Origin of the sequence: Phytohabitans flavus (assembly GCF_011764545.1) — a bacterium.
GTDB lineage: Bacteria > Actinomycetota > Actinomycetes > Mycobacteriales > Micromonosporaceae > Phytohabitans > Phytohabitans flavus.
The window spans coordinates 4829679-4842629 of record NZ_AP022870.1 but is presented as its reverse complement, the minus strand read 5'-3'; the positions used below and the strand labels follow the sequence as shown (position 1 = coordinate 4842629).

Below are 12951 nucleotides of genomic sequence, written 5' to 3'. Positions count from 1 at the left end.
CGTGATAGGACAGCCAGAATTACAGGGCGCCGCGTCGGGCGGCGGCGAGGCGGGTGGCCGTGCCGATGAGGATGAGCAGGGGGACGAGCGGGGCGCCGCCGAGCTTCTCGCCCAGGCCCGCCGGGTCGTCGTCTTCACCGGCTCCGGGATCTCGGCCGAGAGCGGCGTACCGACCTTCCGCGACGATCTGTCCGGTCTCTGGGCCCGATTCGACCCGCAGCGGCTGGCCACCCCGGAGGCCTTTCACGCCGACCCGGACCTGGTGTGGGGCTGGTACGAGTGGCGTCGCGCACGGGTCCGCCGGGCACAACCCAATGCTGGACACCTAGCTGTGGCCGCGCTCGAAGCCAGGGCGCCCGGCACGGTCGTGGTCACCCAGAACGTCGACGACCTGCACGAGCGAGCGGGCTCCAGCGCTCCGATCCACTTGCACGGCAGCCTCTTCGCCCCACGCTGCGTCTCCGACGCCGCCCATCCGGCCGCCTTCCCCGAGGCCGTCCACCCGACCGCCATCCCCGACGCTGCCCACCCGGCTGCGTTCCCCGACGCCGAAGAGGACGCCGGCGCCGGCCCGGGGGAGGGCGGCCGGATACCGCCCCCGCGCTGCGAACGGTGCGGCAGGCTCGTGCGGCCCGGCGTGGTCTGGTTCGGTGAGCCACTGCCCGAGGCCGCTCTGACCGCGGCCTTCGAAGCCGCCGCCACCTGCGACCTGCTGCTGGTCGTCGGCACCTCCGGCGTCGTATACCCAGCCGCCGAAATCCCCCGCGTCGCGGCCCGCTCCGGCGCGGTCGTGATACAGATCAACCCCGAGCCCACACCCCTCGACCGGATCTGCGCCATCAACCTGCGCGGCACCGCGGCCCAGACCCTGCCCGCCCTGGTGGGCATTGGGGATTGAGGTAGTCGCGCCGCGTCGCTCGTTCTGGAGAAACCTTTGTAGACATTGAGCTACCGCGACGTCCGCAGTGGTCCAGGCCGCCGCTCCCGCGGCCTCACCCTCCGCGCTTCACAAGCCGCCGCCAGCCTACGGCCGGCCGGCGCCGCCATCCGTGATGTTTGTCGCCGGTGTCGCGAGAAGGTGGGCAAGCGATCGGTGTCGCTGGGCGATGAGGCGACCTCGCCCCGGAAAGAAGCCTTTGTGAAGACTTGTGGTTGCCCTGGCAGCAACAAGTCTTCCCAAAGCCCGGCGACTCACTCTCGCCGCGCAGGCCTCTGGTGATCGTTCGCCCAGAATCCGCGGCGCGTTCGGCGTGTCGTGTAGGTATCGGGCGAACGATCACCAGCGTGATCTTTCTGGGTTGGGGCCTTGAGGGGTTGGGTTGTGTGCGGCGGAGGGTGAGGCCGCGGGAGCAGCGGTCTGGACCACCGCGGACATCGCGGTAGCTCAAATCTCCATTGTGGAAATGGGTTGCGTCTAGTACCTCGTCAGTAGGTCTGCTAGTTCTTTTGGGCGGCTGAGTGCGACGCAGTGACCGGCCGCGATTTCGTCCGGGAGGATGTCGAGGCGGTCGGCTACCAGCCGGCGGAAGAAGGCGGGTGGGAAGAAGCGGTCCTGGGCGCACAGCACGAATTTCGTTGGCACGTCTGGCCATGCCTTGAGTGGCCACGGCGAGTTCATGGAGGCGGTGGACGGGTGGGCGCGTTCTTTGCTTATCGCCTGCTCGGCCAGTTCGCGTGGCACGTCGTGGTAGAAGCTGATGTGCGGGTCTTCGTTGCCTGTCGCGCCGGCGTCCCGGGCGGCTTGCTCCCGCACGGCTTCGTGGTAGCCGGTGTTGGACCACCAGTCGCGGGGAGCCTCACCGGGGCGGGGATCATCGCGGCGACCAGGACCAGGACGTCGGCCTTGAGCCGGTCGGCGACCAGTGGCGCGGTGAATCCGCCGAAGGAATGTCCCACGACGGTGAGGTCTTTGCGGCCGCCGACGGCGTCGACCACGGCGTCGGCGTAGTCGGTCAGGGTCGCGGAGTCATCGTCGGCGGGAAGGTCTGGGGCGACGGTGTCGTGCCCGCGGGTGCGCAGCTCGGCTTCCACAAGATGCCAGTACCAGCCGACATCTCCGCCGCCGTGAATCAAAACATAGGTACTCACTTGTAGGGGCCTTCGCGCAGGAGGCCGCGCACTTCGTCCACAGTGGCTTCCGGCGGGAGGTCGGGCATCCACCATGTGGCGCCCGCCTTGATGTACGGCTCGGGGTCGACGCCAGGGGGAAGGGCAACCGCGACGTCGTACGGCGTGGTCGCCGGGCCGCGCAGGTCGGTGAGCGTCGCGACGATCTCGGCCAGCTGGTCGGGGTGTTCGAGGTCGATGGGGAAGTACCCGTCGTGGTGGGCGGCCCGGCGCAGCGGCCGGATCCGTCCGGGGTAGCCGGCGACCCACACCGGCACCCGCGGTCGCTGTACCGGTCGGGGAAGGAACCGAATGCCGTCGATGGTGTATTGCTCGCCGCGATGGTGCACCGGCTCGCCGGACCACGCGGTGGTGAGGACCAGCATCGCCTCGTCGAGCATTTGGCCGCGTAGCCGGTCGACCGCGGCCAGCGTGATCCACGGATCGGCGACCTGGCGTACCGGTGCCGGCCAGCTCAGGCGGTCCCACACGAAGAACCCGTGCCAACCGGCCGCCTCCGCCTCACCGGCCAGGCGCGCGGCCACGACAGGATCGGCGAGGCCGTCGAAGAGTGGCAGCCAGAGCGCGGATCGGGTCATCGTGGCCTCCTACGCAGCAGGGTGACCGCCACAAGGGTCACGCACACCGTTGCCAGTAGCGGATAACCGCCGACAGCCAAGAGCTGAGTCGACGTGAAGGTCGCGAGCGCGGCGGCACCCCACACCCATGCTTCGACGCCGCCCTGGACGCGGAGTTGCTCTGCCGGTGGGACATCACGCACCAGCAGGGCACTGCCACCAACCATGGACAGGCTCCAGCCGTAGCCGAGCGCGAAGAGGGTTACCGCGAACCACGCTTCGCTCAGGTGGGCGGCACCGACCAGCACGATCGCCGAGGCGCCGACCGTCGATACGCCGGCGACGAGCACGCGACGGCTGCCGTACCGGTCGGTGAGGTAGCCGTTGAACGGTGCGAGGGCGTACATCCCGAGGACGTGCAGGCTGATGACCGTCCCCACGGTGCCCAGGCCATGGCCGTGGTGGTCCATGTGCAGCGGGGCGGCGACCATGAGCGCGACCATCACCACGTGCGCGACGACCATCGAGACAAGCGCGAAGCGGATCGGAGTCTGCTTCCGCTGCCCGGCGCGGCTAACCGGGGTGCCGGAGCGCTGTACGCCAGTCGTGACAAGGCCAGCCACCACGGCCGCGGCGAGCGCGAGCAGGAACGCGCCAGCCAGCGGCGGCAGCCCAGCTGTGTCAGCGGCGGCGGCGGTGGGCGCCAGCATCGCCGGTCCGCCCACCGCGCCGATGGTCCCCGCCCACGCCACGGCACCGAGGGCGAATCCCTTGCGGGAAGCGGGATAGAGCTCGGCGCCCGCATAACGTGCCAGCTGCGAGCCGGCGTTGCCCACGCCGAGGAGGAAGAGCCCGCCCACAACGAGCAGTGGCTCGACAAGGGCGCCCGCGACGGCGGCGCCGGCCCCCACCGCGGCGACGGCGTAGGCCGCGATCAAGCCGGACCTGCGGCCGGTCCGACCCATCAGCCAGGTAAGGCCGATCGAGCCGGCGGCGACGCCCAGCACGCCGGCGGTGGGCGGTACGCCGCCCCAGCGATCACCGAACACGCGGGCGAACATCAACGTGCTGGCCGTGCTCGCGACCATGGTGGCCGCCTGCGTCATCGCCGCCCCGACGGTCAAGACCGCCAGTGAGCGGCCCGGGTTCACGGTCGGCACGGCCGGCTCGGCATGCGTCGGTGCGGCGCTCATGGTTCGATGCTAGGTACCAACTGGTACAGCGAAAGGATCCAGTTCCTCAGCTATGGACGAGACCAGTCAGCCGATAGAGATGCTGCTGTCCGTCTCGCGGGACGGTCGCGGTCTGGGCACGCAGATCGAGGCGCAGCTGCGCGGTGCGATCCGCGAAGGACGGCTTCGGGCGGGTGCGCGCGTGCCGTCCACAAGGGACCTGGCGAGTCAGCTCGGCGTCTCGCGCAGGGTCGTGGTCGGGGCGTACGCGCAGCTGGCCGCCGAGGGATACCTGACGCTGCGGCAGGGCGCGCGACCGTGCGTCGCCGAGACGGCCCAGGCGCGCGTGCTCTCCTCGGCCGGGGCGAGCGTCCCGGCCGCGGCGCCCCGGTTCGACCTGCGACCGCGCGTGCCGGACGTGTCCGCCTTCCCGCGCTCGCAGTGGCTGCGGTGCCTGCGCGACGCGCTACAGGCGATGACCAACGCCGACCTCGGCTACGGCGACCCGCGTGGCGTCGAGGCGTTGCGGTCGGCCCTCGCCGAGTACCTCGGCCGGGTGCGCGGCGTGGCCGCCGCACCGGAGCGCACGATCGTCACCAACGGGTACTCGCAAGGCCAGGGCATCGTCTGCCGCGCGCTGATCGCCCACGGCGCGCGGCGGATCGGGTTCGAAAACCCAAGCCATCCGGAACAGCGTCGTATCGCCGAGAAAGCCGGCCTGGACATCGTGCCGATCGGCATGGACGAGGCGGGCATCCGACTCGACCAGCTCGAACGGGCCGGCGTGGATGCGCTGGTCCTCACGCCAGCTCATCAGCACCCGACCGGCGCGGTGCTCACCGGCGAACGGCGGCAGGGCCTGCTGACCTGGCTACGGCAGCGCGATGCCATCGTCATCGAGGACGACTACGACGCCGAGTACCGCTACGACCGCGCGGCCGTCGGCGCCCTCCAGGGGCTGGAACCCGACCGGATCGTCTACGCCGGCTCGGCCAGCAAGACGCTCGCGCCGGCACTGAGACTGGGCTGGCTGGTCGTCCCGCCGCGGCTGCTCGCCGCGGTCACCGACGAGAAGGACCTCGCCGACTGCGGTACCGCCGGCATCGAGCAGCACGCGTTCGCCAGCTTCCTCGCCCGGGGTGAGCTCGACCGCCACCTGCGCCGCATGCGTGCGCGGTACCGTCGCCGCCGCGACCTCCTCCTCGACGAGCTGGCCCACGCCCTGCCCGAGGCCACCGTCCGAGGCATCGCCGCCGGGCTGCACGCGACCGTCGAGCTACCCGACGACTACGACGAACAAGCCATCCTCGACCAGGCCCGGCGTCGGGGGATCAACCTGGTGACCATGCACGACTTCTGGATCCCGCCCAGCAGCGGGGCCCCGACCCTGCTGCTCGGCTACGCGCAGGTCCCCATCCCGGCGATCCCCACCGCGATCCGGGCCCTCGCCGACGCCATCCGATCCACGCGCAAGCGCTGAGCGCGCTCACTTTGGCGTAATGGGCCGGCCGAGGCCGGAGATGATGCGGTCGATCTCGGCGAGGGCGAATTCGGCGAGGCCGGTCTGGGTCGTCTCCGCTGTTTCGTCGGACTCTTCCAGGTCGCCGATGATGACGATGTTCTCGTCGTTGATGGTGGTCGCGGGGCCGGTGTAGTTGAAGCTGCCGGCGATGACGAGCCGCCGGTCGACGACCATGAGTTTGTGGTGGATTTTGCGGACGCCGGTGCCGGGCTTGTTTTCGAACAGGCTGACCCCGGCCGCCTGTAGGCCCGTTGTCGCGGCCCACTTCTGGTTGCCTTGTCCACGGTCCAGCACTCCACGGATCGACAGCTGCGGGTTGACCAGGCGGTTCATCGTGTCGTCGATGCCGGACGACTGGGCGAAGGTGAACATGGCGAAGTCGATGCTCGAACGGGCTTTGAGCATCTGCTTCATGATCTCCATTTCCGGGCCGTGCCGGGGCGCGAACAGCGGCTTGACCCGGACCCCACCCAGCTGGAACTCGACCGGCTTGGGTTCGACGCGTTCGTGGAGATCGCCGAAGGTGCCGGCTCGCATCCGATCGAACTCTGCCTCGTACTGGCTGGCCGCCTTCTGCCCGTGCAGGATCAGCACGTGGTTGAGGTTGTTTCCAGACACGCCACTGTCGCTGGTGTTGGTGCCGGTGTCGGTACGGGTGAAGTTGGTCGACCCGGTCAAAACGGCCGCGCCGGGCTTGTCGACGTCGCGGACCATGAACTTCTGGTGGAAGATCGCCGGGTTGAGATCGGTGATCACGTCGATCCGGGCACGTAGCAGCGCGTCGTGGATGGTCCGGTTGGTTTCATTGTCCCCACTGGCCAACCACGGATCGTCGACCGCGTTTTCCTCGGTGAGGTAGCTGGCCTCCAGAATGATCCTTACCCGGACCTTGCGCGCCTTAGCCGCGATGATCGCCCTCGCGATCGGCTCCGAATCGATCTCCTGCACCGCGATCAACAACGACGATTTGGCCTCGTCGATGAACGTGCGGATGACAACGTCCAGATCGTCGGGAGCGCCGAGCGCCGGCGGCCCCATATACATTTCTAGTCCACCAGCGGTGATTGACATGCCCTCACCTCGTCCATCGGTGTACCGATTCGCAGCCCGAGTCTGGCACGCCAACTAGCTCCCCATTGCAAGTCAACAGACCCAGTCGGATATCCGACGGGCCGTTCTTTTTGACAACCTCCAAAAGCGATAGGGGCCAGGCGATCCCGCCTGGCCCCTATTACTTGTCGATCCTGGCTGGGTCAGCCCAGGTACTTCTCCCACGGGCCGGTGATGGCCAGCGTGAGGCCCGGGTCCTGCATGTTCACGAAGAGGACCTTGCCGTCCTCGGTGAAGGTCGGGCCGCAGAACTCCGAGTCGTTGAGCTGGTTGCGGGCGATGGCGTACGTCGGGCCACCCGGGAACGAGCTCAGCACGTGCGAGGCGCCGGCGCCGTCCTCGGCGAGCACGAGGCTGCCCCACGGGGTGACGGTCACGTTGTCGGGGCCGTCGAAGGTGAGGTCGGTGTACTTGGTCGGCTCACCCTCCTCCGACGCGACCTGGTGCGGGAAGTAGGTGACCAGCTGGATGGTCTCCGCGCGGAAGTCGTAGAACCAGACCATGCCGTCGTGCGGAGCGGCGTCCGCCGGGAGCTCACCCTCGTCCCAGGCGTAGGAGTTGACGACGTACACACCCTCGTCGGTGGCCCACACGCCCTCGAACTTCTTGCCGCGGGTGACCTGGTCGTCGGCGAACTGCTCGCGCACCGCCTTGGTCTGCGCGTCGCGCTCGGGTACCGGGACCCACCGCACCGGGAAGGGGCGGCCCAGCTGGGCGGAGGTCAGGTAGGCGACGTCCGGCAGGACCGAGCCGTCGTCCATGATGATCGCCATCGCGGCGAGCACGCCGGCGTCCGGGGCGAGACGGGTGAGGACGCGGTTGCCGAGCTTGACGCCACGGGGAGCGGTCCACCGGAAGAAGAGGCCGTTGGGCTCGTCGGCGTCCTCGGAGAGGTAGATCTTCGTACGGTCCTTGTCGACCGCCACAGCCTCGTGGGCGAAGCGGCCCAGGCACTTGATCGGCCGCGGGTCCGCGCTGCCGTCGGCCCAGACCTCGAAGACGTACCCGTGGTCCTTCTGGAAGACGCCGGACTGGCCGTCCTCTTCCCACTCGTCCCCGGCCCGGTCCTCGGTCTCCTCGCAGGTCAGCCAGGTGCCCCACGGGGTGGGCCCGCCCGCGCAGTTGCTGGCGGTGCCGGAGATGGCGACGAACTCACCCAGGTTGCGGCCGGCCCGGTCGGTCTTGATCACCGTGCAGCCACCGGCGTTGGTCGCGCCGGGGTCGTAGACGGTGCCCTTGACGTGCGGCACGCCGAACTCGGCGCCCGGGTCGATCTCGTGGTTCTGGATGATCGTGTAGCGGCCGTGGCCGGCGTCGTACACGGCCATGCCGTCGTGGTCGGCCGGGGTCACGCCCTGACCCTTGTCGAGCCGGGTGACGCCGGCCTGGGTGACGATCGTGTAGCTGAAGCCCTCAGGCAGGGCCAGGATCCCCTTGGGGTCGTCCACGAGCGGCGGGAAGGGCTTGTGACCGGCACCGCCCGACGGCCGGGGCTTGCTCGGGTGGGCCTGGGCGAGAGAGGGGACCCCACCGGCGACGGCCAAGCCGACGCCAGCGGCCGCGCCACCGGCAAGGAAGTTACGACGAGAAGCAGGCACGGGCAAAACTCCTGTTCAGAGAGGTGCAACGACAAGCAGCCAACGCCTGCGGACCAACTCCGGTGCGCCGTGCAAATGATCTGTTGGCGACATCGGAGTAAAGAATCGCTGCTACTGACGCATCTCTCCGGCGACGCCGTCGATAGCGAAAGGGCCTTTGCCTTGAAAGCCGGCAGGGCCGGCATATCGCCGGCCCATTTAGGTAAGCCTTAGCTTTGTTTTCGCTGGTGGCGCGCGGGTCTTTACCGCTGTCTATTTCACTTATCGATTACGGCAAGCGCGGGGCCACCGGATCCGGCACTATCGCCGCGGGAGGGGTTGGGACGGGCCGGTGGAAAAAGCCGCGCAGCACGCGCAACGCGATGCCCGGCGCCAGGAGCGCGGTGGGCGGGTCGACGAGGTTGAGGACACGGAGGAACGCGGCGCCGAGCACGGCGTCGGCGGTGGCGGCCATGTGCAGGCGGTGGACGTACGCGTTGACGAACCGGACCTTCAATCCACGGCGGCCCTCGACCTCCGCGAAGCGCAGGTCGGTACCGACCGCGATCGACCACGGCGCGTCGATGAGGCGGGCGGCGCCACGGAAGAAGCGGCGTGCGAGGCGGTCCGTGGTGCCGGTGGTGATCAGCTGGCGCAGCAGCAGGGCCTCCAGCGCCGCGACCGTGATGCCCTGGCCGTAGATCGGGTTGAAGCTGCACAGGCCGTCGGCCACCACGAGGTAGCCGTCGGGAAAGCGGCGCAACCGCTCGTACCGGCGGCGCACGCTGGTCGGGAAGCGCATCAACACCGCGTCGGAGGCGGGTTCGGCGGTACCGACGACCTCGGCGAGCTCGGGCAGCGGCAGCGTGCCGGCGAACTCCGCCATACCCGCGTCGTCGGTGGGTGGCTGCTCGCCGAGCATGCCGCTGAGCGCGACCGCGAGCCGGCCGTCCTCCATCACCGCGACGATCCCGGCACGGGGCGAACCTGGCATCGCGTTCGTGATCGCGCCGGACCGATCGCCGATCAGTCCCGGGTGGCGGCGGTACGTCCGGGTGACGTAGGTGACGCCGACGCGAACCTGCTCCTCGGCTGGGCGGTCGTAGCCAAGCTCGTCCAGCCACACGGGGGAGCGGCAGGCCCGGCCGCCGGCGTCGACGACAAGATCGGCTTCGATTGTCTCGCCGGACAGGCGTACGCCGGTGACGCGACGCCGGTCCGGGCTTGTCGTCAGCCCCAACACCTCGGTCTGGTGCCGGATCTCGACGCCAGGCAGCGCCGTGACCCGCTGCCGGACGCCATGCTCCAGCAGCGGCCGGCTGAGCCCGAGCGCCAGCAGTGGGGACGGTGCGCCACGCATGAGATAGCCGTCGTTGTGCCAGTTGACGTCGTGGTGCAGGTCGACCAAGGGCGCGCCGGCCCGCTGTAGCTCGCCGGTCAGGCCGGGAAACAGCTCCTCCAGCGCCTTGCGCCCCTGGGAGAGCAGGACGTGCAGCTGCCGCCCCTGCGGCACACCGCGCCGGGCCGCCGCCAGGTCCGGCAGCGTGTCGCGGTCGACGATCACGACCTTCTCGTACGCCTCGCTGAGCGCGCGGGCCGCCAAGAGCCCGCCCATGCTCGCCCCGATCACTACCGCCGTGCCCAGGGATGCCATTTACCAGACTCTATTTACGCCAAACCTGGCGGACGACTCCTGTGTTGCTCAGTGGTCGTGCCGCCCGTGCTCCTTCTCGTGGTCCTCCCGCTCGCCGTCGGCCAACGACTCGGAGATCGCCTCGGTGAGGTCGTGGTTCGGTATGGCGGTCTCCTCGGCCTCCTCTTCCTCGCGCTCTTCGCGAGTCCGCTTTTCCCGCATCACTTCCGGGGTGGTAGCGGCGCCGGCGAATCCTTCTTCGTTCGGCCCGGTCCGGTCCGTCACGTCGTCCACCTCCTTGAAACGAGGTGGCGCTTACCCCGCCTTCGTCCAGCGAAACGCGACGCCCGCTCAGGTCACCAGGCCCCGGCGATAGGCGTAGACCACCGCCTGTACACGGTCGCGTAGGTCGAGCTTGGTGAGGATGCGTGACACGTACGTCTTGACGGTCTCGTGGCTGATCACCAGTGCTGCGGCGATCTCGCTGTTGGACAGGCCCTCCGCGATGAGGCGCAGCACCTCCAGCTCGCGCGGGGTCAGCGGTACCTCGCCCGGTGTACCGTCGGCGGGCCGGATTCGCGCGGCGTACCTCCCCACGAGCTGCCGCGTCACCTCCGGGGCCAGCAGTGCCGCACCGGTGGCGACGGTCCGGATCCCGTGCAGCAGCTGGGCCGGCGGCGCGTCCTTCAGCAGGAAGCCGCTCGCACCGGCGCGCAGCGCCTCGTACACGTACTCGTCCAGGTTGAACGTGGTCACCACGAGCACCTTGACGGGATCCGGCACGCCTGCGCCGGCCAGCTGGTGGGTGGCCTTGATGCCGTCGAGGATCGGCATCCGTACGTCCATCACCACCACGTCCGGTCGCAGCCGGCCGGCGAGGTCGATCGCGGCCTGCCCGTCCCCGCACTCGCCCACCACCTCGAGGTCGGGCTGGGCGTCGATGATCGTCGCGAACCCGGTGCGGATCAGCGCCTGGTCGTCGCAGACGAGTACCCGGATCGGCGCGGTCACGACGGCCCTCCCGCGGGGATGCGGGCCTGGACCACGAAGCCGCCGCCCGGTCGCCGGCCCGCGCTTAACTCGCCGCCGAGCACGCCGACCCGTTCACGAAGACCGCGCAGGCCCCGCCCGCTGCCGCCGGGTGACGCGCCCGCCGCCCCGGAGCCCTCGGTGGTGACCTCCACGGTGATCTCCCTCGCGCCGTGCTGGACATGGACCACGGTAGGGCTGCCGTGGGCGTACTTGAGCGCATTCGTCAGCGCCTCCTGCACGACCCGGTACGCCGCGACCTCGGCGCTGCCGATCGTCTCATGTGGACTGCCCTCCTGGGTAAACTCGACCGGCTGGCCGGCCTGCCGCGTCTGCTCGACGAGGGTTCGGAGTTCGCCGACGGACTGCGTTGCCGGCTCGGTGCTGTGGTCCGGGTTGAGCAGGTCGAGCAGGTGCCGCAGGTCGGAGATGGCCCGGCGGCCGGTGTCGGTGACGGAGGTCAGGGTCTGGTCGAGGCGTTCGGGCGCGGCGGTCAGGTAACGCGCGGCCTCGGCCTGGACGACCATGGCGGTCACGTGGTGGGTCACGACGTCGTGGAGTTCGCGGGCGATGCGGGTGCGTTCGGCGGCGCGGGTCGTCTCGGCGACGTGCCGGCGGCGTTCCGCCTCGGCGGCCCGGGCCCCGCGCAGCCACGCCCCGATGCCCCACAGGAGGGCCAGCGCCAGGTAGAAGGTCGCGAACCCGGTCACGCCCTCGGTCGATCCGAGCCGGTCGAGCGCGACCGCCAGCGGCACGTACGCCACCGAGACGAGGACCGCTGTGGTGCGCCGGTGCCGCTCCAGGTGGGCTCCCGCGCTCAGCAGCGCGATGGCCAGGGCGGTACCCGCGACCGTGTGGTACCGCAGAAGCTGGTCGACGGCGAACCCGAGCGTCACGAGGGCGAGACAGGCGAGCGGCCACCGCCGGCGCACGACCAGCGGCAGGGCTTCGAGAGCGACCACCCCGAGCGCCGCCAGGTCGAAGGGTCGGTCCGGCAGGTTGCCGACCTGCGTGCCGTACGGGTGGAGCGCCGGCACGAGCGACGCGGCGATGAGCAGCAGCGGGACCGGTAGATCCCGGACCGTGACGGGGTACCGACGCCACCGGTCCGGGATCCCTCGCAGCTCGATCACCGCGCGAGCGTAGCGGCGGAGCCAGCCGGGGTGGTGCGCCGGCGACGGGGCATCACGTGGCCACGGCGGCGGGCCAGCCACATGAACACGATCGTCAGCAGTACACCGGCCGCCACCGTGTACAGGCTCGCCTCCGGCCCGAAGTCGCCGCCGCTGAGCACGGTCGGGCCCGAGAACGTGGCGTCCAGCAGCCCTTCCGACGTGCCGCTGCCCGAGACCTCGGCACCGAAGATGCCGCCCAGCGCGAAGTTCCAGCCGAAGTGCAGACCGATCGGTACCCACAGGGTGCCGGTGGCGGCGTAGGCGGCGCCGAGCATGAAGCCGGCCTCGACCGCGATGGCGATCGCACCCCACAGGCTCGCGTGCGGGTTGAACAGGTGCGACAGTCCGAACAGCACACCGGTCAGCACAAGCGCGATCCAGGTCCCGGTACGTTCCTCGATGATCCGGAACAGGACGCCGCGGAAGAGCAACTCCTCGGTCACGGCGGCGGCGGCCATGAAGCCGAGCAGCGCCATCACGCCCGCCAGCGAGCCCGCGCCATCGACGTGGTAGCCGCCGAGCAGGGCGATGCTGACGATGACGCCCGTACACATCGCGACGCCGATCAGCACCCCCCGGCCGATCGCGGCGCCGGCTCCGCCGCGGGCCACCTCAGTGGGCGCGCGGCGCTCGGTCCGCCGCACCACCCAGGCGTAGGTGAGCAGCGCGAGCACCGCGGTCGCGGTACCGAACACGAGCGTGAGCCAGGGGTTGCCCTGTACCGCGGCGACGGCCTGGCCGCCGATGAAGGCGACCGCGGCGACGGCCAAGAGCTGCTTCAACAGGCGCATGATGACTCCTTCGCGAGGTCCGCGACCGAATTGCCGCGGCTGCGAAGAAGGCTATGGATGTGACGACCCAGAATCGTCACCGCGCGGTGGACACCTGCGTGTAGCTCGCCCGGGGACAACGGGCGCGCAGGCGGCGGTCTACGCGCTGCGGAAGATCCGCCGGATGGCGATCGTGACCAACGCGATGATCGCGGCGGTCAGCACCTGCGCGACGACCTGCACCAATATCTCGGCCATTGCCGTTCTCCCTGCTAGTTG

The 12951-nt window shown here is 70.0% G+C and carries 13 protein-coding genes; 2 read left to right on the top strand and 11 right to left on the bottom strand.

The features are described from left to right. The first annotated feature begins 1 nt into the window (after nt 1). Complete coding sequence (locus tag Pflav_RS21160; protein WP_269474524.1) at nt 2-898, top strand: SIR2 family NAD-dependent protein deacylase; 897 nt, start codon at nt 2-4, stop codon at nt 896-898. A gap of 516 nt (nt 899-1414) precedes the next feature. On the opposite strand, the gene Pflav_RS45975 is transcribed toward Pflav_RS21160, so the two are convergent. Genes Pflav_RS45975 through Pflav_RS21145 form a run of 4 tightly spaced genes read right to left on the bottom strand, consistent with a single transcriptional unit; the run spans nt 1415 to nt 3877 of the window. Then, complete coding sequence (locus tag Pflav_RS45975) at nt 1415-1753, bottom strand: alpha/beta fold hydrolase (RefSeq protein WP_232072831.1); 339 nt, start codon at nt 1751-1753, stop codon at nt 1415-1417. Continuing rightward, nucleotides 1651-2163, bottom strand: a complete 513-nt coding sequence (locus Pflav_RS45970; RefSeq protein WP_232071702.1) for an alpha/beta fold hydrolase — start codon at nt 2161-2163, stop codon at nt 1651-1653. Before Pflav_RS45970 ends, Pflav_RS45975 begins: the two co-directional genes overlap by 103 nt. Beyond that, nucleotides 2085-2705, bottom strand: a complete 621-nt coding sequence (locus Pflav_RS21150) for an LLM class flavin-dependent oxidoreductase (RefSeq protein ID WP_173037693.1) — start codon at nt 2703-2705, stop codon at nt 2085-2087. The genes Pflav_RS45970 and Pflav_RS21150 overlap by 79 nt, the downstream gene beginning before the upstream one ends. Continuing rightward, nucleotides 2702-3877 (bottom strand): MFS transporter, encoded by a 1176-nt coding sequence (locus Pflav_RS21145; protein WP_173037692.1) that lies wholly within the window; start codon nt 3875-3877, stop codon nt 2702-2704. The genes Pflav_RS21150 and Pflav_RS21145 overlap by 4 nt, the downstream gene beginning before the upstream one ends. A gap of 52 nt (nt 3878-3929) precedes the next feature. Here Pflav_RS21145 and pdxR point away from each other — a divergent pair, with 52 nt between their 5' ends. Continuing rightward, entirely contained in the window at nt 3930-5336 is a 1407-nt protein-coding gene (pdxR, locus tag Pflav_RS21140) for a MocR-like pyridoxine biosynthesis transcription factor PdxR (protein WP_173037691.1), read from the top strand. A 6-nt stretch (nt 5337-5342) separates the two neighbouring features. Here pdxR and Pflav_RS21135 read toward each other — a convergent pair whose 3' ends face one another. From Pflav_RS21135 to Pflav_RS21105, 7 genes are all read right to left on the bottom strand, one after another. Next, nucleotides 5343-6449 carry a phospholipase D-like domain-containing protein gene (locus tag Pflav_RS21135; RefSeq protein WP_173037690.1) on the bottom strand — a complete coding sequence of 369 codons (1107 nt, stop codon included), beginning with the start codon at nt 6447-6449 and terminating at the stop codon, nt 5343-5345. Nucleotides 6450-6631: 182 nt separating this feature from the next. Further along, entirely contained in the window at nt 6632-8086 is a 1455-nt protein-coding gene (locus Pflav_RS21130) for an alkaline phosphatase PhoX (protein ID WP_173037689.1), read from the bottom strand. A 268-nt stretch (nt 8087-8354) separates the two neighbouring features. Next, nucleotides 8355-9719 carry an FAD-dependent monooxygenase family protein gene (locus Pflav_RS21125; RefSeq protein WP_180201277.1) on the bottom strand — a complete coding sequence of 455 codons (1365 nt, stop codon included), beginning with the start codon at nt 9717-9719 and terminating at the stop codon, nt 8355-8357. Between the two features lie 48 nt (nt 9720-9767). After that, complete coding sequence (locus Pflav_RS21120; protein WP_173037688.1) at nt 9768-9983, bottom strand: hypothetical protein; 216 nt, start codon at nt 9981-9983, stop codon at nt 9768-9770. A 66-nt stretch (nt 9984-10049) separates the two neighbouring features. After that, nucleotides 10050-10709, bottom strand: a complete 660-nt coding sequence (locus tag Pflav_RS21115) for a response regulator (RefSeq protein ID WP_173037687.1) — start codon at nt 10707-10709, stop codon at nt 10050-10052. After that, entirely contained in the window at nt 10706-11860 is a 1155-nt protein-coding gene (locus Pflav_RS21110) for a sensor histidine kinase (protein WP_173037686.1), read from the bottom strand. Before Pflav_RS21110 ends, Pflav_RS21115 begins: the two co-directional genes overlap by 4 nt. Beyond that, the gene (locus tag Pflav_RS21105) at nt 11857-12693 is read right to left on the bottom strand and encodes a CPBP family glutamic-type intramembrane protease (protein ID WP_173037685.1); all 837 of its coding nucleotides are present in this window, start codon (nt 12691-12693) and stop codon (nt 11857-11859) included. The genes Pflav_RS21110 and Pflav_RS21105 overlap by 4 nt, the downstream gene beginning before the upstream one ends. Nucleotides 12694-12951 lie beyond the last annotated feature (258 nt).

Bases quoted from the DNA above. Each gene is read 5' to 3' on its own strand.
- pdxR (WP_173037691.1), top strand. From the start codon at position 3,930: ATGGACGAGACCAGTCAGCCGATAGAGATGCTGCTGTCCGTCTCGCGG.
- Pflav_RS21105 (WP_173037685.1), bottom strand. From the start codon at position 12,693: ATGCGCCTGTTGAAGCAGCTCTTGGCCGTCGCCGCGGTCGCCTTCATC.
- Pflav_RS21145 (WP_173037692.1), bottom strand. From the start codon at position 3,877: ATGAGCGCCGCACCGACGCATGCCGAGCCGGCCGTGCCGACCGTGAAC.
- Pflav_RS21125 (WP_180201277.1), bottom strand. From the start codon at position 9,719: ATGGCATCCCTGGGCACGGCGGTAGTGATCGGGGCGAGCATGGGCGGG.
- Pflav_RS21150 (WP_173037693.1), bottom strand. From the start codon at position 2,705: ATGACCCGATCCGCGCTCTGGCTGCCACTCTTCGACGGCCTCGCCGAT.
- Pflav_RS21135 (WP_173037690.1), bottom strand. From the start codon at position 6,449: ATGTCAATCACCGCTGGTGGACTAGAAATGTATATGGGGCCGCCGGCG.
- Pflav_RS45970 (WP_232071702.1), bottom strand. From the start codon at position 2,163: ATGGTGGATGCCCGACCTCCCGCCGGAAGCCACTGTGGACGAAGTGCG.